Origin of the sequence: Arthrobacter sp. NicSoilC5 (assembly GCF_019977395.1) — a bacterium.
GTDB lineage: Bacteria > Actinomycetota > Actinomycetes > Actinomycetales > Micrococcaceae > Arthrobacter.
This window is the reverse complement of the sequence record NZ_AP024660.1, coordinates 2390533-2413245: the sequence shown is the minus strand read 5'-3', so window position 1 is coordinate 2413245 and position 22713 is coordinate 2390533. Positions and strand designations below refer to the sequence as shown.

18 protein-coding genes are annotated in these 22713 nt (G+C 67.0%); 10 read left to right on the top strand and 8 right to left on the bottom strand.

The window, feature by feature from the left end; all coding sequences use genetic code 11:
• Positions 1 to 144 precede the first annotated feature (144 nt).
• Positions 145 to 2784 (bottom strand): Tat pathway signal sequence domain protein, encoded by a 2640-nt coding sequence (locus LDO22_RS11350; RefSeq protein ID WP_224023180.1) that lies wholly within the window; start codon positions 2782 to 2784, stop codon positions 145 to 147.
• Between the two features lie 317 nt (positions 2785 to 3101).
• On the opposite strand from LDO22_RS11350, the gene LDO22_RS11345 reads away from it, so the two are divergent.
• A complete protein-coding gene (locus tag LDO22_RS11345) occupies positions 3102 to 3713 on the top strand; it encodes an NADPH-dependent FMN reductase (RefSeq protein ID WP_224023178.1) in 612 nt (203 codons plus the stop codon).
• 130 nt (positions 3714 to 3843) lie between these two features.
• Here LDO22_RS11345 and LDO22_RS11340 read toward each other — a convergent pair whose 3' ends face one another.
• Positions 3844 to 4320: an ATP-binding protein gene (locus LDO22_RS11340; protein WP_159630404.1), complete on the bottom strand. Its 477-nt coding sequence runs from the start codon at positions 4318 to 4320 to the stop codon at positions 3844 to 3846.
• Between the two features lie 200 nt (positions 4321 to 4520).
• Between LDO22_RS11340 and LDO22_RS11335 the strand changes: the two genes are divergently transcribed.
• Positions 4521 to 5273 carry a ZIP family zinc transporter gene (locus LDO22_RS11335; RefSeq protein ID WP_159630406.1) on the top strand — a complete coding sequence of 251 codons (753 nt, stop codon included), beginning with the start codon at positions 4521 to 4523 and terminating at the stop codon, positions 5271 to 5273.
• Here LDO22_RS11335 and LDO22_RS11330 read toward each other — a convergent pair.
• Positions 5251 to 5964: an ABC transporter ATP-binding protein gene (locus tag LDO22_RS11330; RefSeq protein WP_224023176.1), complete on the bottom strand. Its 714-nt coding sequence runs from the start codon at positions 5962 to 5964 to the stop codon at positions 5251 to 5253. The two genes, LDO22_RS11335 and LDO22_RS11330, sit on opposite strands and share 23 nt — an antisense overlap.
• 31 nt (positions 5965 to 5995) lie before the next feature.
• Positions 5996 to 7099, bottom strand: a complete 1104-nt coding sequence (locus tag LDO22_RS11325; protein WP_224023174.1) for an ABC transporter permease — start codon at positions 7097 to 7099, stop codon at positions 5996 to 5998.
• Between the two features lie 167 nt (positions 7100 to 7266).
• On the opposite strand from LDO22_RS11325, the gene LDO22_RS11320 reads away from it, so the two are divergent.
• The 4 genes from LDO22_RS11320 (at position 7267) to LDO22_RS11305 (ending at position 11252) form a co-directional block, all read left to right on the top strand.
• Positions 7267 to 8577 carry a sensor histidine kinase gene (locus LDO22_RS11320; protein ID WP_224023172.1) on the top strand — a complete coding sequence of 437 codons (1311 nt, stop codon included), beginning with the start codon at positions 7267 to 7269 and terminating at the stop codon, positions 8575 to 8577.
• Positions 8574 to 9233, top strand: a complete 660-nt coding sequence (locus LDO22_RS11315) for a response regulator transcription factor (protein WP_159630414.1) — start codon at positions 8574 to 8576, stop codon at positions 9231 to 9233. Before LDO22_RS11320 ends, LDO22_RS11315 begins: the two co-directional genes overlap by 4 nt.
• A 116-nt stretch (positions 9234 to 9349) precedes the next feature.
• Positions 9350 to 10963 (top strand): AMP-binding protein, encoded by a 1614-nt coding sequence (locus LDO22_RS11310; RefSeq protein WP_224023170.1) that lies wholly within the window; start codon positions 9350 to 9352, stop codon positions 10961 to 10963.
• Between the two features lie 103 nt (positions 10964 to 11066).
• Entirely contained in the window at positions 11067 to 11252 is a 186-nt protein-coding gene (locus LDO22_RS11305; protein WP_224023168.1) for a hypothetical protein, read from the top strand.
• 221 nt (positions 11253 to 11473) lie between these two features.
• Here LDO22_RS11305 and LDO22_RS11300 read toward each other — a convergent pair whose 3' ends face one another.
• Entirely contained in the window at positions 11474 to 11785 is a 312-nt protein-coding gene (locus tag LDO22_RS11300) for an antibiotic biosynthesis monooxygenase (protein ID WP_224023166.1), read from the bottom strand.
• 27 nt (positions 11786 to 11812) lie between these two features.
• Positions 11813 to 12331, bottom strand: coding sequence for a GNAT family N-acetyltransferase (locus tag LDO22_RS11295; protein ID WP_224023164.1), 519 nt, complete (start codon positions 12329 to 12331; stop codon positions 11813 to 11815).
• Positions 12332 to 12474: 143 nt separating this feature from the next.
• On the opposite strand from LDO22_RS11295, the gene LDO22_RS11290 reads away from it, so the two are divergent.
• Complete coding sequence (locus LDO22_RS11290; RefSeq protein ID WP_224023162.1) at positions 12475 to 13716, top strand: GAF domain-containing sensor histidine kinase; 1242 nt, start codon at positions 12475 to 12477, stop codon at positions 13714 to 13716.
• 64 nt (positions 13717 to 13780) lie between these two features.
• Here the strand turns inward: LDO22_RS11290 and katG are convergent, their stop codons facing one another.
• Positions 13781 to 16075, bottom strand: coding sequence for a catalase/peroxidase HPI (katG, locus tag LDO22_RS11285; protein ID WP_224023160.1), 2295 nt, complete (start codon positions 16073 to 16075; stop codon positions 13781 to 13783).
• Between the two features lie 327 nt (positions 16076 to 16402).
• On the opposite strand from katG, the gene LDO22_RS11280 reads away from it, so the two are divergent.
• Entirely contained in the window at positions 16403 to 17506 is a 1104-nt protein-coding gene (locus LDO22_RS11280; RefSeq protein WP_224023158.1) for an SDR family oxidoreductase, read from the top strand.
• Here LDO22_RS11280 and LDO22_RS11275 read toward each other — a convergent pair.
• Positions 17460 to 18695 (bottom strand): MFS transporter, encoded by a 1236-nt coding sequence (locus LDO22_RS11275; protein WP_224023156.1) that lies wholly within the window; start codon positions 18693 to 18695, stop codon positions 17460 to 17462. The genes LDO22_RS11280 and LDO22_RS11275 overlap by 47 nt on opposite strands.
• Before the next feature lie 225 nt (positions 18696 to 18920).
• On the opposite strand from LDO22_RS11275, the gene LDO22_RS11270 reads away from it, so the two are divergent.
• A complete protein-coding gene (locus tag LDO22_RS11270; RefSeq protein ID WP_224023154.1) occupies positions 18921 to 20654 on the top strand; it encodes an ABC transporter ATP-binding protein in 1734 nt (577 codons plus the stop codon).
• The gene (locus LDO22_RS11265) at positions 20651 to 22678 is read left to right on the top strand and encodes an ABC transporter ATP-binding protein (protein ID WP_275966640.1); all 2028 of its coding nucleotides are present in this window, start codon (positions 20651 to 20653) and stop codon (positions 22676 to 22678) included. The genes LDO22_RS11270 and LDO22_RS11265 overlap by 4 nt, the downstream gene beginning before the upstream one ends.
• Positions 22679 to 22713 lie beyond the last annotated feature (35 nt).

The window sequence follows — 22713 nt, the reverse complement described above, 5'->3', positions numbered from 1 at the left end:
GGCAGGCGTCGACTGCGTAACTTCTCCTGCCTCCCAAAATGGTGTAATTCCGGGCGTTACCTAAGCGTTGCCTGGAAGGGAAAAGCGGACGACGGCGGCGCCCGGCCGGGTGCCACCGCCGCTGTTTCGGCCGGGCACGGTGCGTCAGTCCAGGTACTGGCCCACCAATGCAAGGTTCTGGATGACAGCAAGCCCAAACTGCGCGGTGTCATTGGTGGAGACGGTGGGCGCCTCATCCACCGGCTGCAGCACGAATGGGGGCCTGATCCGCCGCAGCGAGAACGCTGATCCATGGTTCAGGTGTTCCCCGCCCTCGGCAAAACTCTCCCAGGCCCGGGCTGCCAGGTCACGATCCTGCAACCTTGCCGCCGCGTAGGCCGTCAGGCGGCTGTGCGCCTGGGTGAGGTGGATGCCCTCCAGGGCCTGTCCTACCGCCTCCACCTGCTCCTCCTTCGTGGCCAGGAACAGCCGGCAGTATTGCAGCCAGGCCTGCTCGAACTGCGGGTCAGGGGCCAGGTCCACCAGCTCACTGCAGATCTCCACCAGCCCGAACACCGCGCTGAGGTGCGACACCGAAATCTGCTCCCGGCCGGTGTCGAACCGTCCCTTGTCCAGGTCGTACAGCGCCTCGCCGGTGAGGAAGCCGTACTTGAGCGCGCCGATGTCAGCCATGGTGCCCAGCAGCCGGTCGCGGGAGCGGGGATTGCCGGTGCGCTCCCAGTCGGTGAGCCAGGTGGCGGCGAGCGAGCCCCAGTCTGTTCCGAGACCCACGCCCAGGGCGCCGCGGTTGGGGCGGTAGGTGGCGGCGTCCGGGCGGACTTTGCGGACGGGGTCCAGCCCCAGGAAGTTTTGGTCGCTGTGCACCAGTTCGGTCAGGAGGTCGCCGGTGCGCTCGTCCGCCGTCAGGTAGTAGTAGAAGCGGCGGTAGGCGGGGGTGCTGATCCGCAGCTGCTTGGCGCTGCAGCCCCAGTGCTGGACGTTGTGCCGGGAGCCGAGGCCTTTCCATGGGCCCAGGTGGTAGACGTCCACCTCGCCGGTGTGGCGGGTCATGGCCTCGGCGAAGCGGAAGATGTCCGCCCGGCCGGAGCGCAGGTAGGAGTACCAGAGCCAGAGGTCGGGGGAGAGTTCGGAGTTGTCCCACGCATAGCCGCCCACGTCGTACCGCCACACGTGCCGGTCGAAATCGTACGTGTGCATGACGTCGCCGTAGTTCCAGAAGCCGTACCAGCGGCGCTGCTCCACCTGGCCGGCATAGAAATCGAAGAGGAAGTCCAGTCGGTCTTCCAGCCGTGCCCGTGCCGGCGTGCTCCGGTCCACCGGGGCCCAGTCGCCGAACACACCCGCGGAATGCAGGTACTCCGGCGTGGCCTGCAGCAGGGCGGGCGTGGAGGCAGCGGCGGCGTCGGCGGCCAGGCTTTCGGTTGGCGGGGTGGCCTCGTAGGCGAACAGGGTGAGTTCGTGGGTCCGGGCAATGCCCGTGGGGTTGCCGAACCCCGGCTCGTAGTCCTCATAAGTGATTTCCAAGCCTTCGAGCTGTTCCTCGAACGTGTCCTGCCCCAGGCCGTCGTGGTAGAACCGCATGTCCATGGGCTGCGCTTCGGGGGAGTACAACCATGCTGTCAGGTCGGCTTCGCTGCCAGCCGCGCCGCGGATGTCCAGCTGTCCCGGGTGGGATTGCCAGAAGTCCTTGATGCCGATTCCCAGGCCGCCGTGGGTATCGCTCAAGGAACAGAAACCGGCGGCACGGGTTCCACCGGAGATGCCCACCCAGCCGTGGCCGGCAGCCGTGCGCTTGCGCAGTTCGAAACCGTCCGCGTTGATCTGGCTGAGCGTGTAGTCACTCCACGTGGGGATCAGGTGCAGCCGGCCTGAGACCTCCGGGTTCCAGGTCTGTTCCGTGGGAGTGGCGCGTCCGGCGATCTGCGCCTCCCGCACCTCCGCCCCCGGATCCCGGCGGAGCCCGGTCAGGCCGCGGACTGCCTCGGCGAGGAAACCGCCGTCGGCTCCGGCAATGCGGATATGCCGGTTGTGCAGTTCCGCCTCCAGCGGCACGGTGAACCGTACGCCGAGTCCGGCCAGGAAGTCCCGCTCGGGGTCGCCGTCCCAGATGAAGGAGTGCACCATCCGCACGCTGCGGGCGTTGGCGTGGAAGTAGAAGCGCACCACAAAGGGCAGCCAGGCCCGCCCGTTGCCGGGGCCGTCCTGGCGGTGGCGCCCTTCCAGCCGCACCACCGCGCGGACCGGGCCGTTTTGTTCGACGGCCGCTGCGGTGACCTCTCCGGTGAAGGCCTCCCGCCGGGCCGTCCCAGCCCCTTCGGGGATGCCATCCTGCACCAGGCTGACCAGCCGGGCGTCCCGGGCAACGGTCCTGCCGTCCCGGGAAAGGCTGCTGAACAGGGTGGAACCGCCGCGGCTGATAACCATCTGCAGGACGCCGGTATCTACAGTGAAGGCGTCGGCACTTTCGGTGACCATGACTGAGGCGGAGCCCGACGACGGCTGGCCAGCCCCGGCGGGTGTGCCGGCGTCGGACGTCACGTGGTAGGTGTCCGACGGCGAGCAGGTTGCCGGGAGTGCGACCCCCGCCCACTTCAGGGATCCGTCCGGCCAGGTGGCCAGGGGCCACGCCTGGCTGGGGACGCGGGCGCCGTTGGCGTCCGCAACGGCCAGGGCCTCCACCCCGGGCACCGTGCCGCGCGGGAACGGCATGCCCCAGGTGCTTCCGCCGCTGATTTCCGCAGGGGCCTGTCCGTCGATCCACTTGATGAGGATGTTGTCAGCCATGTCATCCAATTCCACTTGTTGCTGCGCGCAGAAGACCCAACCCAGATGGGAAAGCGCTTTCTTGATTGGACTACAACGTAGTAGACCGGGGGGCGTGCATGCAAGGGGTTATTGCTAGGCGGGACGGCCGCAATGCCATGGGCGTTTCCGCTCCGCCGGAGGCCGGGACCGTTCACCCTCTGGCCGCAGCCGCCCTGGTGTGCTGGACTGATGAGGCACTGGGCACCAACCGCCGCTTCCGGCCCGTGCCGGGGACGGCACCATTTCCAGCCACACTCAGCCAGCCGGCGCGGACCGGCTGTTGGAAAGGATCCCTCATGGCAACGTACAAGATCGGATATTTCGTGGGCAGCCTGGCAAGCGGCTCCATCAACAGGGTCCTGGCCAAGGCCTTGATCAAGCTCGCTCCGGAGGAATTGGAATTCACCGAGATCCCCATCAAGGACCTCCCGCTGTACAGCTACGACTATGACGCCGACTTCCCGCCCGAGGGCCGTGCCCTCAAGGAAGCCATCGAGGCCGCCGACGGGATCCTGTTCGTCTCGCCCGAATACAACCGCTCCATCCCCGGCGCCCTAAAAAACGCCATCGACTGGGGTTCCCGCCCGTGGGGAACCAACTCTTTTGCCCGCAAGCCCACCGGCATCATTGGCGCCTCGCCGGGCAGCATCGGCACGGCGGTGATGCAGTCCTCCATGCGCAGCGTCCTGAGCTTCCTCGACGCGCCGCAGCTGAATGCGCCGGAGGCGTACATCACCTACAAGGCAGAAGCCTTTGGGGACGACGGCGAGGTCAAGGATGCGTCCACCGCCAAGTTCCTGGGGCACTACATGGACGAGTATGCAGCCTTCGTGGCGAGGGTCCTGGCTGCGAACGCCCCGGGCCACATCGGTGACCTGGAACCGGACGCCGCCAAGCTTTCCCGGTAGTTCGGTTCTCCACCAGGCAGTTTTCCATCAGGCGGTTCCACCACGCATACGGATGCCCTCCGTCCCAGCAACGGCGGGCATCCGAGTTTATGGGCAGGCGGGTTTGGCGCCTGCGATCCGGGCGTGCGGGTCAGTCCAGCGGAAGCGTCACGGTCACGCTGGTGCCCATCCCCGGGGTGGCGTTGATATCAACGGCCCCGCCCGCTTCCTGCACGGCGACAGCCATGAGCCGCAGGCCATAGCCGTGGTGCCGCCCGCACGTGGCGAGGTCGCTGTCAAAGCCTGTGCCGTCGTCGGCCACCACCAGGCGGATGCCGTGGTCAACGGCTGCCAGCTGGATGGTGAGCGTGTGCGCAGCGGAGTACTTGAAGGCGTTGCTGAGTGCCTCGCGGGCGGACTGGTACAGGAGGGACGCGGAGTCCGCCGGGATCTCGATGCCCCAGTGTGGAGTATCCCAGTGGACCACGGTCCCGCGCTGCCGCAAGGGCGCCGTGAGCCGGTCGATGCAGCCGGCGAGGCCCAACGTGTGGAAATCCAGCGGCTGCCGGTCTGTCAGCACACCGCCCACGGTTGTGACGTCGCTGTCCAACGCTGTTCTGCTTCCCATGACTTCCTGCTCCCCACAAGCTGGTTGGTCTGATCTCTCCAGCGTGGACCCGCAAGGTATGGGGATCGTAAGGTTTGGCTCAAGATCCCATCAATTCTGCGCGCGGCGCCCCACGGACCGGGTACGGCCGGCTGGCCGCCCAGCGAGCCTCCCGGGACGGCCCTCTGTTTCAGTTCTGCGCAGCTGGGGACGGGACACGTATGCCTACTTGGTTGATGTCACTTGTATGGGGCACCGGTGCCGGTGCCGCGCTGGTCCTGGGAGCAGCCGTGTCCTGGCGGTGGTCCATACCCTCCAAGGTGGTGTCCACCATCATGTCGTTCGGCGCGGGCGTACTGATCTCTGCCCTGGCCTTTGAGCTGGTGGACGAAGCCGTCAAGGGTGGCGGCCTGTGGCCCACCGTTGCAGGGTTCCTGGCCGGTGCGGTGGTGTACGTCGGCGCCAATATGCTCCTGGCCAAGGCCGGCGCCAAGCACCGCAAGCGGTCCGGAGACCAGCAGCCGTCCGAAAAAGATGATCCCGGCAGCGGCACGGCAATCGCCGTCGGAGCGCTGCTGGACGGCGTCCCGGAATCCGTGGTCCTTGGCGTCGGCCTGCTGGCCGGGGGAGCGGTGAGTCCTGCCATGCTGGCCGCCGTTTTCATCTCCAACGTGCCCGAAGGGCTTTCCGGGACAGCCGGCATGAAGAAGGCCGGCCGGAGCAGGGGGTACGTGTTCGGACTGTGGGGCGGCATCGCGATCCTGAGCGGGGTGGCCGCGCTGCTGGGGTATGTGGCGCTGGAGGATGCGCCGGACGAGCTGGTCGCGTTCATTACGTCCGTGGCGGCCGGCGGCATCCTGGCCATGCTGGCGGACACCATGATCCCGGAGGCCTTTGAGGAGCATCACAACCTCACCGGGCTGACAGCATCCGTGGGGTTCCTGACAGCGTTTACGGTGCACCACTTGGGCTGAGGGCACTGACGGGCGCCGTGAGCCTGCCGTCCCGCATGGTGGCCACCGCGTCCGTCAGGGGCACGAACTCGGTGTCATGCGTGACCATTACCGTGGCCACGCCAAACTCGGTGGCCACTTGCCGCAGCAGTCCCACGATGGCCGCGCTCCGTTCGTGGTCCAGCGCCGCCGTCGGCTCATCCACCAGCAGTACCTTGGGACTTCCCATGAGCGCCCGGGCGATGTTCACGCGCTGGCGCTGGCCGCCGGAGAGCTGGTGAGGCAGCTTGTCCGCGCTCGCGGAAAGACCCACCACGTCCAGCAGCCCCGCTGCCCTCGCACGGGCTGCTTTGGCGGTTTTTCCCCGCAGGTGGGCGCTGATGACGAGCTGTTCGACGGCGGTGAGTGACGGCAGCAGGTTGGGCTGCTGGAAGATGATGCCCACTTTTTCGCGCCGCAGCGCGGTGAGCTCCTTGTCCTTGAGGCCCGCCGTATCGGTGCCATCAATGAGGACCTGCCCGCGGGTCGGCCGGACCAGGGTGGCGGCGGTGGCCAGGAGGCTGGATTTGCCGGATCCTGAGGGGCCCACGAGGGAGACCAGCTGGCCCGCGCTTGCGGTGAGGCTGACCTGGTCCAGGGCGGTGGTGGTCCCGCCGCCGTCCGGGTATTCGAGGGTGACGTTGACCAGGCTCAAGGGAGCGGTTGTGGCCATGGTGGGTTCCTTTCGGGGGAGGGAAGAGGGGTTAGTTGCCGCCGAGCGCGAGGAGCGCATCGACTTTGGTGACGCGGCGGACAGCCAGCGCGGCACCGGCCAGGCCCAGGGCAACGATCCCGACGACGGGAATCACCGTGGTGCCCAGGCTCAGCTGGAAGGGGGCGGCCTGGGCCGCGAACGCTCCGGCGGCAACACCCACGGCCCCGCCCGCTCCGGCGCCCGCCAGCAGCACAATGGCGGCCTGGGTCATGGCGTCGCGCAGGATGTAGGTGCTGGGCGCGCCCATGGCTTTGAGGACGGCGATGTCCCTGGTGCGCTGGATGGTCCAGACGCTCAGGAAGGCCACGATCACCAGTGCCGAAATTCCGTACAGGAACGCCTGCATCAGGGCCAGCGACCCGTTTTCGCTTTTGAAGGAGCCCAGGGCCTGGAAGGATCCGGTGCGCGACGCGCTGACGGTGTGGGCTGCAGCGTTCGCCGCCGCCTCATCCACTGTGGCCCCGTTCGCATAGGTGACGGCGACGACCGTGGCCAGCTGTCCGCCGTCGGACACGTGTGCCGCCTTGGCCCACGCGGGCAGCGCGGTCCACACCACGCTGGTGTGCGCGTACCACTGGTCCGGCACCACGGCCGCGACCGAAAGTTCCACGCCGCCCAAAGACAGCTTGCCGCCCTGGCCCACCGACAGGGCCTCCGCCACCGAGGAGCCCACCACGGCCGTGCCGGTGGAGACCTCCGCGGGTGGCAGCGGACTGCCCTGCGCGACGCCGAACAGGGCAACATTCGCTGTCCCCGAACCCTCCGCCGTCTGCGCCCGGGTCTGGATGATGCCCAGCGGTTCGGCGGACCGGACCCCGGGCCGGTCCTTCCAGCTGTCCACCTGGGCGGCGGTCACGGCGCTTTCGGTGAAGGACGCCTTGGGGGAACCGGTGCCGGGGGCGCCGAAGACGATGGTGTCCACAGGGCTGGCCGCAGCTGCCCCGAGCCTGGCGATGGCGGACGTGGATTGCTCGGCAAGGCCCGCGGTCAGGCCGGACAGCATGACCAGCAGCAGGGTGATCAGGGCTACGACGCCGCCCATCATGGCGAACCGGCCTTTGGCGAAGCGGATATCGCGGATTGCCAGGAACACGTTGTTTCTTCTCTCAGCAGGGGTGAATTGTTCTGTAGTTCCACCATCCCGGCCGGAGCCTCCACGGACATCGCGGGGATGGTTGATCCGCGGGCATGGAACGGTTGAGCCCGGAGTCAACCTTTCGGTTGATCCGCTCCCCGCAGTCCCCGGCATAAGCTGATGAAATGCCTGCCACTCCCTTGCCAACACCACCGGAGAAGGCCGCAGGTGTTTCCGGGCGGGGGCCGCTGAATGCCCTGGAAAACGCATCATCCGCAGCTATCCTCCGAGTCCTGCGGGTCACGCTGCACACCGGGTTCGCGCTGCTGCTGGCCGTCGGCCTGGTCCGGATGCTGATGGCGGGAGGTGCCCTGCGCTGGGTGTGGGCCAGCGCCGCTGTGGTCCTCGCTGCTGTCTACCTGGCCGGCACAGTCCTGGAAAAGCGCCATGCCGAGGGCCGGACCGTTGTGGATCCCCGCCGCTACGGTTTGCTCTGGCTGGGCCTGGTCACGGCCCTGTGGGTTTTCCTGCTGGCCGGCAGCGCCGATTTCGCCTGGCTGGCGTTCCCCATCTTTTTCCTGCACCTTCATTTGCTGCCACGGCGCGCCGCGCTCCTGACCATCGCGCTGATGACGGTGGCGGTCATCGCTTCCCAATGGGCTGCCAGCGGCGCTCCTGTCCCGCACGCTGCGGCCGTCGTCGGGCCTGTCCTGGGCGCGATCTTTTCCGTCATCACCGGCCTGGCCTACGCAGCCCTGTACCGCGAGGCGGAAAACCAACGGCGCGCGGCGGACGAGCTGCGGCGGACACGGGAGGAGCTGGCCCGGTCCCAGCACCAGGCGGGCGTACTGGCCGAGCGGGAGCGGCTGGCCCGGGAAATCCACGACACGCTGGCGCAAGGCCTGTCCAGCATCGTGCTGCTGGGCCGGGCCGCAGGGCAGTCCCTCGCCGACGGTGATCTCGCCACGGCTTCAGGGCGGCTGGCGCTGGTGCAGCAGACCGCGGCGGATAATCTGGCCGAGGCCCGCAGTTTTGTCCGCGGCCTGTCCTCACCCCAGCTGGAGGGCATCACCTTGGTGGAGGCCCTGGGACGGCTGTGCGAGAGGACCTGGACAGACGCCGAGGCCGCGGGGGCGCCCCTGCACTGCCGCCTGGAGGTGGACGGGGAGCCACAGGACCTGCCCCAGCCTGTCCGCATTGCCCTGCTGCGGGCGGCGCAGGCGAGCCTTGCGAACGTCCGCGAACACGCCCGGGCAAGCACCGCCGTCGTCAGCCTTGCCTTCCTGGGCAGTGAAGTGACCATGGACGTGTACGACGACGGCACGGGCTTTGACCCGCCAGATCGGGAAAGTGCCGCGGGCGCAGCGGACGGCAGCGGCTTTGGGCTGCGCTCGCTGCGGGAACGGGTCGCCCCCTTGAACGGCACGCTGGCGGTGGAGTCGGCGCCGGGCGAGGGCACAGTGGTGGCCATCAGGCTCCCGGTGGAGGAACCGTGAGCGACATACGGGTATTGCTGGTGGACGACCACCCTGTGGTCCGCGCCGGGCTGCGTGCCATGCTCACCGGCTTTGAAGGCATTTCGATCGCCGCGGAGGCCCCTGACGGCAGGGCAGCGCTGAAGGAACTGGCCCGGTTGACCGCCCTGGGTGAAGCGCCGGATGTGGTCCTCATGGACCTGCAGATGGGGGACGACATGGACGGCGTCACGGCCACGGCCGAGATCCGGAAGCTCGATGCTCCGCCGCCGGTGCTCATCCTCACCACCTATGACACCGACGCGGACATCCTCGCCGCCGTGGAGGCAGGGGCCAGTGGCTACATGTTGAAGGACGCCCCGCCGGAGCAGCTGCGGCAAGCGGTGCTGCAGGCTGCCGCCGGCGGCACGGTCCTGGCACCGCGGGCGGCCGCGCTGCTGATGAACCGGATCAGCAACCCCGGCACGTCGCTGACCCCGCGGGAAGTGCAGCTGCTGGAACTGCTGGCCACGGGCCTGTCCAACCGCGCCATTGCCAGGCAGGTCTTCATTTCGGAGGCGACCGTGAAGACCCACCTGGTGCACATCTACGGCAAGCTCGGCGTGGACAACCGCACGGCCGCCATCGCTGCCGCCACGCAGCGGCGGATCATCCGGCCGCCCGGCGCCAAGGGGTGACCTGTCGGCGCATGACAGCAGGGCGCGGCATGTGACGGCGATCTCAGTGCAGTAGGTTGATTCCACCGTGTTACACATGCCGGTGCTTCAAGGTGCTGTTGTTCAAAGGAGAATGAATGTCCCGTCCGGTTCCAGCCGTCGATGCCCTTCTCGCCACCTACGGTGCGCCGGACGCCTGCGCGGCCGAGCTCCTGTGTGACAGCCACGATCCCGATGCCGTTGCCTTCACAGTGGTCGCAGCTGACTTTTCGGCGGAGGACATTACCTACGGCCAGCTGCGGGAGCGGTCGGAACGGGGAGCCGCCGCCCTGGCGGAACTGGGGGTCGGCCCCGGGGACGCGGTGGCCACCCTGATGGGAAAGTCGGCAGACCTGGCGGTTATGCTCCTGGCCATTTGGCGGCGCGGGGCCGTCCATGTGCCCTTGTTCACGGCCTTCGCGTGGCCCGCCATCGAACTCCGCCTTACCGCTTCCCGTGCCAAGGTGGTGATCACCGACCCCGACCAGCGGGCGAAGATCCAGGAAACCGGCGCCGCCGTGGTGGTTGCCGGCGAAGAAGCCTCCGCGCCGGACCTGGCGCTCACGCCGCTCCTGGCCCGGCAGCGGCCGGGGATCGCCTCCGAAGCTGTGGGAGGGGACGGCGGCCTGGTCCTCATCTTTACGTCCGGCACCACGGGCGCCCCCAAGGGCGTGCCGGTGCCGGTCCGGGCGTTGGCAGCGTTCCGCCAGTACATCGAACTGGGCCTGGACGTCAGTGAAGGGGATGTCTTCTGGAATGCCGCAGACCCCGGCTGGGCGTACGGCCTGTACTACGGGATCCTCGGTCCCATGGCGGCGGGACGGCGGAACATCCTGCTGCGCCCCGGGTTCTCCCCGGAACTCAGCTTCAAGGTGCTGGAGGCGTTCTCGGTGACCAACTTCGCCGCCGCGCCTACCGTGTACCGCACCATGCGGGCCAAGGCCGGCGCCGGAACCGGGCCGTTCCAGCTTCGGCGCGCTTCATCCGCCGGCGAACCGCTGACCCCTGAAGTGATCAGCTGGGCCCGGGAGGTGCTGGGCGTTCCGGTGCGGGACCACTACGGGCAGACCGAACACGGAATGATGATCATCAACGCCTGGCATGACGATGTGAGGACGGAACTGAGGCCGGGTTCCATGGGCCGGCCCTTGCCGGGGTGGAGCTGCGCGGTCCTCAAGGACAATGCCGACGAGCCGGCCGCGCCCGGCGAGCTGGGCCGCGTCGCCGTCAACGTGGCGGAAAGTCCCATGATGTGGTTCAAGGGCTACCAGGATGCGCCGAAGAAGACCGCCGAAAGGTTCAGCGCGGACGGCAAGTGGTACCTGACCGGGGACGCGGGCATGGTGGACGCGGACGGTTACTACTTCTTCTCCTCCCGCGATGATGACGTGATCATCATGGCCGGATACCGGATTGGCCCGTTCGACGTGGAAAGCGTCCTGGCCACGCATCCGGCGGTCCTGGAATGTGCCGTGGTGGGCGCTCCCGACGAACTGCGCGGTGAAGTCCTGGAGGCCTACGTGGTCCTGGCGGACGGCACCGCCGCCAGTGATGCCCTGCTGGTTGAACTCCAGACCATGGTCAAGACGCAGTTCGCCGCCCATGCCTATCCGCGCCGCATCCACTTCGTTGCGGACCTGCCCAAGACGCCGTCGGGAAAGCTCCAGCGCTACATCCTGAGGCAGCAGCGGGCAGCGGCCCCCGGCAGCTAGCGGGCGGCGGTTTTTGGGGGACGGGCAGAAAACCTCAAGCTGTTCCGGAGCCTTTTCCGGCACCGGCTGTTAGCGTTGAGGCCCAGCCACAGAAGGAGGAGCGATGTCTATCAATTCACCTGATTCACTGCCTGAGGACGAGCCGCAGGAGGACACGGCCGCCAGGAAAGGCAACCCCGACGGCGGGATCCCCGGCGGGAAAGACGGCGTCGGGATCTCCGGTGGGGCCGAGCCCAACACTTTTGAGCCGGAGGAGGACCCCGACGCCTCGGCGGGCCCGGCAGACTAAAGGGCCTCGCGGACTAGAGGGCCCCGCAGATTGAAGGGACCCGGGGCCACCCTCAAAGTTCCATCAAGATTGGCCAAAGCCGCTGCAATCTGTGATTTCCGCAAGCTACCGGCCGGTAATTTATAACTGTTTCCAACGCCAGTTCCCCGGCAGGAAGCAAGGAGCCCCCGCGCTGGAGCGAGACTCGCGCGGGGGCTTCCCCCCAACGTCCGCGGCGCGGCTTATGACGCGGCTTTCGGCGCGGCGCTAACTGTTTCGAAGTGCTCCACCACCGGAAACGGCTCATAGAAGCGGTGCAGCAAAGAACGCCACTGCTGGTACCCCGGGGATCCCCTGAAGCCCACTGTATGGTCTTCCAGCGACTCCCATTCAACGAGCAGCAGGTACGTTTGGGGAGATTCAATCGAGCGCAACAAAGACATGGCGAGGAAGCCCGGCATTGAAGCGATGATGTGCCGGGCCTGGGCGAAAGCTTCCTCGAAGTCCTCTTCCCGGCCGGGTATGACCGGAAGCAGCGCGTGTTCTGTGATCACCCGCCAAGTTTGGCACGCGTTCGCCGGCTATTCGGTGTCGATCCAGTAGCGGCGCTTGCCGTTGCGCGTGTCCTCGTATTGGCCGCCGTTCTTTTCGATGGTTGCCCGCGAGCCGGCGTTGTCCTCGTCGCACGTCAGGAGAACCTGCGTGATTCCCAATGCCCGTGCCAGGGGCAGCGCATCGGCAAGTGCTTTCGCGGCATGGCCGCGGCGCCTGGCGGAGGGCCGGACGCTGTAGCCGATGTGCCCCCCTTCGTTGAGGAGGTGGTCGTTCAGCCCGTGCCTGATGGCCAGGGACCCAAGGAAGGTGCCGCCGTCGGCAATCCATAGATAGGTGCAGGGCACGTAGCCCGGCTTCCGCACGGTTTCCGGCTGCGCGTCTTTGATGAGGGCATCGACGAAGCGGCCAAAGACGGCGGGGTCCTGGAGATCGTCCGGGGACCAGCCCTCGGCGCCTGCGCCGTCCAGGTGGGCACCTTGGAACTCCGCAGTTCCTTCCAGCCAGGAAGAGTGGAGGGCTGGGTCCGGGACGATGAGTTGGGCCATAACTGGATCCTATGCCGCCTGCCGGAGCAATGCCTCTGAATCCCGGCCCGCGGCAGAGGAGCGGGGAAACGTATTCCCGGGACACGGGTGGTGGCCTGTACTATCTCCCCGGGGACCCCTTTGCGGTCTGGGAAGGGACGTTCATGGTTGGCACGCACTCGATGACAGCAGCGCTCAGCGATCCACTCGGACGGGACGAATTACTGCAGGAGTACGGATTCACCTTCGCCAACGGCGGGGGACGCCAGCGGAGCGTTGATCAGGCGCTTTCAACGGAACCCCTCGAAAACCTTGTCCAGCTTGCCGCAAAGCTCTGCGGCGTCCCCTACGGCGTGATTAACGTTGTCACGTCCGATGAGCAACAGCAGGTGGCCGCCGTCGGCTTTGAGGCCGCCGTCTGCGCCCGGGAGGACTCCATGTGCGCACAAGTCTTCCTCTCGGGGAAGACAACAGTTGTCCCGGACGCATCCCTGGACCCCCGCCTCGCATCGAATCCGTTTGTGACAGGGGAAATTGCCGCCGTCCGGTTCTATGCTTCGGTTCCGTTGGAGACGTCGTCCGGGTTCGTGCTGGGGTCGCTGTGCGTCTTTTCCAATTCTGCGGGCACACCCGATAAGGACCAGCTGGACATGCTGGAGATCCTGGCCCGCCAGGCAGTGCAGCTGCTTGAGCTCCAGCGGCGCACGCTGCAGTTGAACAGTGCCCTCGACGAGGTGCGGGAAAGCAACGCCAAGCTGGCGGAGTTTGCAGGACGCGTCAGCCATGACCTGCGCGGACCACTCACCACCATGCTGGGCTACGTGGAGATGGCAGAGGATGAAGTGGACGGGGACCACCCGGCGGCCGAGTATCTGCAGATCATCGGCGCCAGCGGCCACCGCATGCTGACCATGCTTGAGGACGTCCTGACCTACTCACGGATGGGCGGTGTCCTCCAGCGGCAGCACGTATCCCTTCAGGACGTGGCGGCCGAAGTGGCCAGGGATTTGGGCCTGTCCTTCGGGCCCGGCGCCGTCCTGGACAGCGGGGAGATGAAGCTCCACGTGGACCCCGGGCAGTTGCGCACCCTGCTGCAGAACCTGGTGGCCAACGCCATGAACTACCGGAGCCCGGACCGGGACCTCAGCGTGCGCATCAGCGGCATTTCGAATTACCACGGAACCACTGTGCTGGTGGCGGACAACGGCAAGGGCATTGCGCCGGTGGACCGGCAGCGCGTGCTGGAACCACTGGTCCGGCTGCACCGCGACGGGGACGGGCACGGCTCCGGCCTTGGGTTGGCCATCTGCCGCCGCATTGTTGAGGCGCACGGTGGGGAATTGAGCTTGAAGGAATCACCCGGCGGCGGGACCACGGCGGTCATCAGCTTCCCGGCCGACCAATAAAGCCGCCTCAGCAGGTCCGGGCCGGCTGCGGAATGCAGCCGGCCCGGAGCCTGGATTGTGGAGGCTAGTTCAGGTCGAACCGGTCCAGTTCCATGACCTTTGCCCAGGCGGCCACGAAGTCGTTCACGAACTTCTCCTTGGCGTCATCGCTGGCGTAGACCTCGGCCAGTGCCCGCAGCTGGGAGTTGGAACCGAAGACCAGGTCCACCGGGGTGGCCGTCCACTTGAGTTCACCGGTGGCAACATCGGTGATCTCGTAGAAGTTCTCCTCCGACTCCGACGCCTTCCATTTGGTGCCGGGCGAGAGCAGGTTGACGAAGAAGTCGTTCGTCAGGACCTGCGGCTTGTCCGTCAGCACACCGTGGCTGGAGCCGGCCACGTTGGTGCCCAGGGCACGCATGCCGCCCACCAGCGCCGTCATCTCGGGCGCGGAGAGGTCCAGCATGTACGCCTTGTCCAGCAGGAGGGTCTCCGGCTGGACCTTCGCACCGGGGCGCAGATAGTTGCGGAACCCGTCGGCCCGCGGCTCCAGGTACTGGAAGGATTCGACGTCGGTCTGTTCCTGCGTGGCGTCCGTGCGGCCCGGACGGAACGGCACCGTGACGGGGAACCCGGCGTCGGCTGCTGCCTTTTCCACGGCAGCAGCGCCGCCCAGGACGATAAGGTCCGCGAGTGAGACCTTCTTGCCGCCGGACTGTGCCGAGTTGAACTCCTCCTGCACGCGCTCAAGTACGGGAAGCACGGCAGCCAGCTGCTCCGGTTCGTGGGCCTCCCAGCTGCGCTGCGGCTCCAGCCTGATCCGGGCGCCGTTGGCCCCGCCGCGGCGGTCCGTCTTTCGGTAGGTTGCAGCCGATGCCCAGGCTGTGCTGGCCAGCTGCGGGATGGTCAGTCCGGAGTCAAGGAGCTTGGCCTTGAGCTCGGCAATGTCCTGTTCGCCGATCAGTTCGTGGTCGACGGCGGGGACCGGATCCTGCCACAGCTGTGCCTCCGGAACCCAGGGCCCCAGCATGTGCGGGCCCACTGGTCCCATGTCGCGGTGCAGCAGCTTGTACCAGGCCTTGGCGAAGGCCAGGGCGAACTGGTCCGGGTTCTCCAGGAAACGCCGGCCGATCTTCTCGTACTCCGGGTCGAAACGCAGCGACAGGTCCGTGGTCAGCATGGTGGGCCGGTGCTTCTTGTTGGGGTCGTGCGCGTCCGGGATGATCTCGGGGGCGTCCTTGGCGACCCACTGGTGGGCGCCGCCGGGGCTCTTGACCAGTTCCCATTCGTATTCGAAGAGGATCTCCAGGAAGCGGTTGCTCCACTGCGTGGGCTTGTCCGTCCACGTGACCTCCAGCCCGGAGGTGATGGTGTCGCCGCCCTTGCCGCTGCCGTAGGTGCTGAGCCAGCCCAGGCCCTGCGCCTCAAGGTCTGCGCCCTCCGGTTCGGGGCCGACGTGTGCGTCTGCGGGGCCGGCGCCGTGGGTCTTGCCGAACGTGTGGCCGCCGGCGATCAGCGCGAAAGTCTCTTCGTCGTTCATCGCCATGCGCTTGAACGTCTCACGGATGAACGCAGCAGCAGCCACGGGGTCCGGGTTGCCCATGGGGCCTTCGGGGTTGACGTAGATGAGGCCCATTTCGGTGGAACCGACGTTGTCCGCCATAGTGCCCTCACCGGTGTACCGCTCGTCACCGAGCCAGGCGTCCTCCGGGCCCCAGAAGATCTGCTCGGGCTCCCACACGTCCTCGCGGCCAAAGGCGAAACCGAACGTCTTGAAGCCCATGGACTCAAGGGCAACGTTGCCGGCGAGGACCAACAGGTCCGCCCAGGAAAGCTTCTGGCCGTACTTCTGCTTGACGGGCCACAGCAGGCGGCGGGCCTTGTCCAGGTTGGCGTTGTCCGGCCAGCTGTTCAGCGGGGCGAACCGCTGGCTGCCGTCGCCCGCTCCGCCGCGGCCGTCGTGGACGCGGTAGGTTCCGGCGGCGTGCCAGCTCAGGCGGATCATCAGTCCGCCGTAGTGGCCGAAGTCCGCCGGCCACCAGTCCTGGGAAGTAGTCAGCACCTGGCTGATGTCCTGCTTGAGGGCTTCGACGTCGAGCTTCTGGAATTCCTCGCGGTAGCTGAAGGACGGGCCAAGCGGGTTGCTCGCCTGGCCGTGCGTGTGCAGCACGGAGAGGTCCAGCTGGTTGGGCCACCAGTCCTGGTTGGTCCGTGGCCGGTGCCCCTTGGGCGTCGGCGAATCGATCGCAGGGTTTTCGCTTTCACTGCCCTGGGCGGTGGCACTGCCATGGGCCACCGGGCACCCGCCCTCAACCTTCTGGTCCAGGCCCTGTGCGCTCCCGGGAGTGGGGACCGGGGGATGGTCTTGGGGATCGGTCATGTGCTTATTCCTTCCGTTGGGCCGAGGCCGCGGTTGGACTCGGGCAGCCGGTGCAACCCTCCTATTTGACCATGGACGGGTGACAGGGAGAGACCCTCCTACGCCATGGGTGAAACCCGGCCTGTCACCGCCCCGCACCCTGCAATTTGTTCGGAACCTCCTGTCCGCCACTTGCCGGCGCCGGAATATCTGGCTGACGCTCCGACTTGTCGCCAGAGGGTCCATGGTGGCCCACTGTCCCGGCGTAACGCAGCGCGCGGGCCTCCGCCCAGGCGTGAGGCCGCGCTGACGCGCGGATGCAACCAAGCACCTACGAAGAGGAGCACTATGACCATCGGATCAGGATCAGGATCAGGAACAGCAGCGGGCAACGGACGGACAGCGCTGGTGGCAGGGGCCACCGGCATCGCAGGGTCCGCACTGGTGGATACCCTGGTGGGCGAAGGCTGGACAGTCCTGGCCTTGTCCCGCCGGCCAGGTCCCGGACGCGCCGGCGTCAGGTGGCTCTCCGCGGACCTGACCTCGGCCGAATCCCTTGCCGCTGTGCTGGGTCCGGAGAACCCGTCACATGTCTTCTTCACCGCATGGTCGCGCCGCGCCACCGAGGAAGAGAACATCGCCGTCAATGCGGGCATGGTTCGTGATCTCCTCTCAGCATTGCAGGGCAAGGACGTGGCCCACGTTGCCCTCATGACCGGACTCAAGCATTACCTGGGACCGTTCGAGGCATACGCCGCCGGAGAAATGCCGGACACCCCCTTCCACGAGGAGGAACCGCGCCTTCCGGTGCCGAACTTCTATTACGCCCAGGAGGACGAGCTCTGGGCGGCCGCGGCCCGGCAGGGGTTCACCTGGTCCGTCCACCGCGCCCACACGGTAATCGGGCATGCGGTGGGCAACGCCATGAACATGGGACTCACACTCGCCGCGCAGGCCACCCTGTGCCGGGACAGCGGGCAGCCGTTCATCTTCCCGGGGTCGGAAACGCAGTGGAACGGGCTCACGGACATGACGGATGCCGGCCTGCTCGCCGAGCACATGCTCTGGGCTTCAACCACCCCCGCGGCCGCTGACGAGGCCTTTAACATCGTCAACGGCGACGTGTTCCGCTGGCGCTGGATGTGGCCGAAACTCGCCGCCTACTTCGGCCTGGAGTGGGAGGGATACCAGGCGGAGCCCCGTCCCCTTGAGCAGTCCATGGCGGGCCGGGAGGAGCAGTGGCGGCGGATCGCCGCGGAACACAACCTCAGCGAACCGGACCTGGACCGGGTGGCGAGCTGGTGGCATACGGACGGAGACCTGGGGCGCGGCATCGAGGTGGTGACGGACATGGGGAAGAGCCGTGACGCCGGCTTTACCGGGTACCGGCGGACGCTGGACGCCTTTACGTCGCTGTTTGACCGCTACCGCGCCGAGAAGCTGATTCCCTGATGACACGGTCGCGGCCGGCGAACAACCCGGTCACTGCCAGGATGGCCATGGCACCGGCGGTGCCGAGCAGTGGAAGCGTCCAGTCCCCGCTGGCATCCTTGAGGGCACCGAAGGCCACCGGGCCCACCGCGGCCAGCCCGTAGCCCACGGACTGTGCCATGCCGGACAGGGATGCTGCCTGCGGGTGGTTCACCGTCCGGAGGCTGAACAGCGACAGGGCAATGACAATGAGGCTTCCGCATCCGACGGCGCCCAGCAGGACCCACAGGAGGATGAGGTCCGGCGCGAGTGCAAGGCCCAGGAAGGTTACGAACACCAACGCCCCGCTGGCGAAGGACACCAGCCGCTGGTCGGGTCCACGGTGCAGGACCGCGCCCGTCCCCAGGCTGGCGAACACGCTGATCAGCAGGAAGACGGACAGGTGTACGCCGGCAGTGGTGGCGGGGATCCCGCGGCTTTGCTCGATGGTGGGCAGCCAAGCCATCAGGACGTAGAAGGCGATCGATTGCAGCCCCATAAACGCCGTCACCTGCCAGCCCAGCGCCGAGCCCCAGGGCGATCGGTGTGCCCGTTCCTGCGGTGCGGCGTGCGCGGCGCTTGTTCCGTGCCGGCGCAACCATGGCAGCAGCACGGCCATGGCGATGAGGGCAAGCCCCACCCAGGCGCCGAGGGCGAGCCGCCATCCTGCCGGCGACGTTTGGGCCACGGGAACGACGACGGCGGCCCCCACCGCTGCGAACGCGGCCTGGGCAGCGGTATAGCTGCCGGTGACCTGGCTGACCCGCAACGGAAAGTCCCGCTTGACGAGGGAGGGTACCAGGACGTTGAGGAACGCGATGGCCACGCCGATCAGGACCGTCCCGGCCCAGATGAAGCCGGGCACGGGCAGGGAGCGGAGCACGATGCCCGAGGCGAGGATCAGCAATGACATCCACAGTGCCCGGTCCAGGCCCAGCCGGGCAGCAAAGCCGGGCGCAAGGGGCGAGAAGACAGCGAACGCGATGAGCGGGAGGCCGGTGAGGAATCCCGCTGCGGCACTGGACAATCCCAGGTCGCTGCTGATGTTGACCAGGACCGGTCCGACGCTGACAAAGGACACCCGAAGGTTGACTGCGATGAGCAGGACGCCGATGAAGGCGACTCCGAACCTGGCAGTGTGCTGGGAGGGGTTCCGTGTGCCGGCAAACATCGTTGTTTCTTCCATCCTTCGGTGGGGCGGCGCGTTTTTGGCGCCCATCCAGTTCTCTCACACCCATGTACCCACCGGCCCGGCTGGATCCCCGGCGAGTCCCCCGAATACGCCGTGGGAGAACCTGCAAAGTTCTGGCTTGGTGGCCCGGTCAAGTCCCAGCTGCTGGACGTAAACTGACGCTCGCACCACGTTTGTGGACATTCCGTCAGGTTTGGAGCCGCCTTGCTCTGGAAGTTGCTTGTCGAATACCTGCGGCCGCACCGGCCGCTGCTGGCCGCCGTCGTGGTTTTCCAGCTGGCGCAGTCCATCGCGTCGCTGTACCTGCCCACGCTGAACGCGGACATCATTGACCAGGGCGTGGCCCGGGGCGATACCGGCTACATCCTGTCCACCGGCAGCATCATGCTGCTCATCACCCTGGCGCAGATCGCGTGTGCCGTGGTGGCCGTGTACTTCGGTGCCAAGGCGGCGATGGGCCTGGGCCGCGACCTGCGCGGGGCCATTTTCGAGCGGGTGGGGCAGTTTTCCGAGCAGGAGGTCACCAGGTTCGGCGCGCCCAGCCTGATCACCCGCTCCACTAATGATGTCCAGCAGGTCCAGCAGCTGGTGCTGATGTCCGCCACGCTCATGGTGGCCGCGCCCATGCTCAGCATCGGCGGGGTGATCATGGCTATCCGGCAGGACGCCCAGCTGTCCTGGCTCATTGCCGTGTGCGTCCCGGTGCTGCTGATCGCCGTCGGCCTTATTGTCACGCGCATGGTGCCACTGTTCCGCAAGATGCAGGCCCGGATCGACACCGTCAATCGGGTGCTGCGCGAGCAGCTCACCGGCATCCGGGTGGTGCGGGCCTTCGTGCGGGAGGACATGGAGACGGAACGGTTCGCGGGCGCCAACACGGACGTTACCGATGTTGCGCTCCGTGCCGGCCGCCTGATGGCCCTGATGTTCCCCACCGTCATGCTGATCCTGAACGTTTCCAGCGTGGCCGTGATCTGGTTCGGCGCGTTCCGGATCGAGGACGGGTCCATGCAGGTGGGAACCCTGATCGCGTTCCTGAGCTACCTGATGCAGATCCTGATGTCCGTCATGATGGCCACGTTCATGGCGGTGATGATCCCGCGGGCGTCGGTATCGGCGGACCGGATCGGCGAGGTGCTGGGCACCAGTTCCAGCGTCCTGCCGCCGAAGCAGCCGGTCACCAGCGCGGTCCGGCGCGGTGAGCTGGAAATGCGCGACGTCGGATTCGCGTACCCGGGTGCGGACCAGCCCGTCCTGTCCGGGATCAGCTTCACCGCCCGCGCGGGGCAGACCACGGCGATCATCGGCAGCACCGGCTCCGGCAAGACCACGCTGGTGAACCTGATGCCGCGGCTCTTCGACGTCACCTCGGGGGCGGTACTGATGGACGGCGTGGACATCCGCGACCTGGACCCGGACCTGCTGTGGGGGCACATCGGCCTGGTGCCCCAGCGGCCCTACCTGTTCTCCGGCACCGTTCGCAGCAACCTGCTGTACGGCAACCCGGATGCCACCGAGGATGAGCTGTGGAGCGCGCTGGAGATTGCGCAGGCCCGGGACTTTGTGGAGCAGATGGAGGAGGGGCTGGATGCGACCATCTCCCAGGGCGGCACCAACGTCTCCGGCGGGCAGCGGCAGCGGCTGGCCATCGCCCGGGCTCTGGTGAAGCGGCCCGAGCTCTACATTTTTGACGATTCGTTCTCCTCCCTTGATACCGGCACGGATGCCCGGCTGCGCCAGGCACTCAAGCGCAACATCGCCGGCGCCACCATGGTGATCATCGCCCAGCGGGTGTCCAGCATTGTTGATGCGGACCAGATCCTGGTGCTCGACGACGGCAGGATCGTTGCGCAGGGCACGCACCACGAGTTGCTGGAGACATCGGAGACGTACCGCGAGATTGTGTCGTCCCAGCTGGCAGCGGAGGAGACGGTATGAGCCACGGATCCACCCCCGCACGCGGCACCAAAGCCGCGCCCGCCTCCGCAGGCGGCCAGGCCGACGTCGTACGCATTCCACGGCCGCGCGGCGGCCCCGGTCATGGCGGACCCTTTGCCGGAATGAACGTCCCGGCGGAGAAGGCCCTGAACTTCAGCGGCTCCGCCAAACGCCTGCTGGGCACGCTGCGGCCCGAGCGGTTCTGGCTGATGCTGGTGTTGGCCATGGCTGTGGCGGGCGTGGTGCTGCAGGTGATTGGGCCGCGGCTGCTGGGCGAGGGCACCAACCTGATTTTTTCAGGTGTCGTGTCCAAGCAGCTGCCGCCGGGGATGACGCAGGCGCAGTTGATTGCGATGTTGCGGGCGTCGGGGGAGAACCAGAAGGCGGACATGCTCAGCGCCATGACGCTGACGCCGGGCGCGGGGATCGACTTTTCTGCGCTGGCCAGTGTGCTGACGTGGGCCCTGGTGCTGTACGTGCTGGGCTCGGCGTTCATGTGGGGGCAGGCGTATGTGCTGAACGGCGTGGTGCAGCGGACCGTGTTTGGGCTGCGCGAGCAGATTGAGGCGAAGATCAACCGGCTGCCGCTGCGGTACTTCGATTCAATCCAGCGCGGTGAGCTGCTCAGCCGGGTGACCAACGATGTGGACAATATTTCGCAGAGCCTGCAGCAGTCCATCAGCCAGGCCGTGACGTCCGTGCTGACGGTGCTGGGCGTACTGGTGATGATGTTCATCCTCTCGCCCACGCTGGCGCTGATCGCGCTGGTGACCATTCCGCTGACGCTGGGGATCACCACGCTGATCGCCAAGCGCTCGCAGAAGCTGTTCGTGCAGCAGTGGAAGAACACCGGCGAGCTGAACGGGCAGATCGAGGAGACCTACACCGGGCACGCACTCGTGAAGGTCTTTGGGCGGCAGCGTGAGGTGGGGGAGCGGTTCCGTCAGAAGAACGCAGAACTGTATGAGGCGAGCTTCGGGGCACAGTTCATTTCCGGGCTGATCATGCCTGCCATGACGTTCATCGGGAACCTGGTGTACGTGGGGATCGCCGTGGTGGGTGGCCTGCAGGTGGCGTCCGGGGCCATGCAGTTGGGCGATGTGCAGGCGTTCATCCAGTACTCGCGGCAGTTCACTCAGCCGCTGGCGCAGCTGGGGTCCATGGCGAACCTGCTGCAGTCAGGGGTGGCCTCTGCCGAGCGTGTGTTCGAGCTGTTGGATACGGAGGAACAGTCACCGGATCCTGTGGGGGCTTCGCTGCAAAGCCCTGACGGTGCTGCCCGGGGGCGGCTGGTGTTTGAGGATGTGTCCTTCTCGTATTCGCCGGACAAGCCGCTGATCAGTGGGCTGTCCTTGGTGGCAGAGCCGGGGCAGACGGTGGCGATTGTGGGGCCGACCGGGGCGGGCAAGACCACGCTGGTGAACCTGATGATGCGGTTCTACGAGCTCGACGGCGGCCGCATCACTTTGGACGGTGTGGACATCACCACCATGAGCCGGCACGACCTGCGCTCGCGGATGGGGATGGTGCTGCAGGACACGTGGCTGTTCGGCGGGACCATTCGCGACAACATTGCGTACGGCCGGCCTGCTGCTTCCTCTTCAGACGTATTGGAAGCTGCCCGGGCGACGTATGTTGATCGCTTTGTGAAGTCCCTGCCCGAGGGGTACGACACCGTGCTGGACGACGAAGGCTCCAACGTCTCCGCCGGCGAGAAGCAGCTGCTGACGATTGCGCGGGCATTCCTGGCTTCGCCTTCTGTGCTGATCCTGGATGAGGCGACGTCCTCCGTGGACACCCGGACGGAGGTGCTGGTTCAGAAGGCGATGAGCGCGCTGCGGTCCGACCGGACGTCCTTTGTGATTGCGCACCGCCTGTCCACGATCCGCGACGCCGACCTCATCCTGGTGATGGAGAACGGGCAGATCGTGGAGCAGGGGACGCACGCGTCACTCCTCGCTGCTGGCGGGGCCTACGCGCGGCTGTACGAGGCGCAGTTCGCGGCTCCTGTGGCGGAGGTCTGAGGCCTGCCGCGACTGGACGCTCGAAAGCGGGCGAC

Excerpts from the sequence above, each read along its gene's own strand:
- LDO22_RS11330 (WP_224023176.1), bottom strand. The coding sequence starts at position 5,964 with ATGGCCACAACCGCTCCCTTGAGCCTGGTCAACGTCACCCTCGAATAC.
- katG (WP_224023160.1), bottom strand. The coding sequence starts at position 16,075 with ATGACCGATCCCCAAGACCATCCCCCGGTCCCCACTCCCGGGAGCGCA.
- LDO22_RS11275 (WP_224023156.1), bottom strand. The coding sequence starts at position 18,695 with ATGTTTGCCGGCACACGGAACCCCTCCCAGCACACTGCCAGGTTCGGA.
- LDO22_RS11280 (WP_224023158.1), top strand. The coding sequence starts at position 16,403 with ATGACCATCGGATCAGGATCAGGATCAGGAACAGCAGCGGGCAACGGA.
- LDO22_RS11345 (WP_224023178.1), top strand. The coding sequence starts at position 3,102 with ATGGCAACGTACAAGATCGGATATTTCGTGGGCAGCCTGGCAAGCGGC.
- LDO22_RS11335 (WP_159630406.1), top strand. The coding sequence starts at position 4,521 with ATGCCTACTTGGTTGATGTCACTTGTATGGGGCACCGGTGCCGGTGCC.
- LDO22_RS11295 (WP_224023164.1), bottom strand. The coding sequence starts at position 12,331 with ATGGCCCAACTCATCGTCCCGGACCCAGCCCTCCACTCTTCCTGGCTG.
- LDO22_RS11305 (WP_224023168.1), top strand. The coding sequence starts at position 11,067 with ATGTCTATCAATTCACCTGATTCACTGCCTGAGGACGAGCCGCAGGAG.
- LDO22_RS11265 (WP_275966640.1), top strand. The coding sequence starts at position 20,651 with ATGAGCCACGGATCCACCCCCGCACGCGGCACCAAAGCCGCGCCCGCC.
- LDO22_RS11290 (WP_224023162.1), top strand. The coding sequence starts at position 12,475 with ATGGTTGGCACGCACTCGATGACAGCAGCGCTCAGCGATCCACTCGGA.
- LDO22_RS11350 (WP_224023180.1), bottom strand. The coding sequence starts at position 2,784 with ATGGCTGACAACATCCTCATCAAGTGGATCGACGGACAGGCCCCTGCG.
- LDO22_RS11340 (WP_159630404.1), bottom strand. The coding sequence starts at position 4,320 with ATGGGAAGCAGAACAGCGTTGGACAGCGACGTCACAACCGTGGGCGGT.
- LDO22_RS11310 (WP_224023170.1), top strand. The coding sequence starts at position 9,350 with ATGTCCCGTCCGGTTCCAGCCGTCGATGCCCTTCTCGCCACCTACGGT.
- LDO22_RS11320 (WP_224023172.1), top strand. The coding sequence starts at position 7,267 with ATGCCTGCCACTCCCTTGCCAACACCACCGGAGAAGGCCGCAGGTGTT.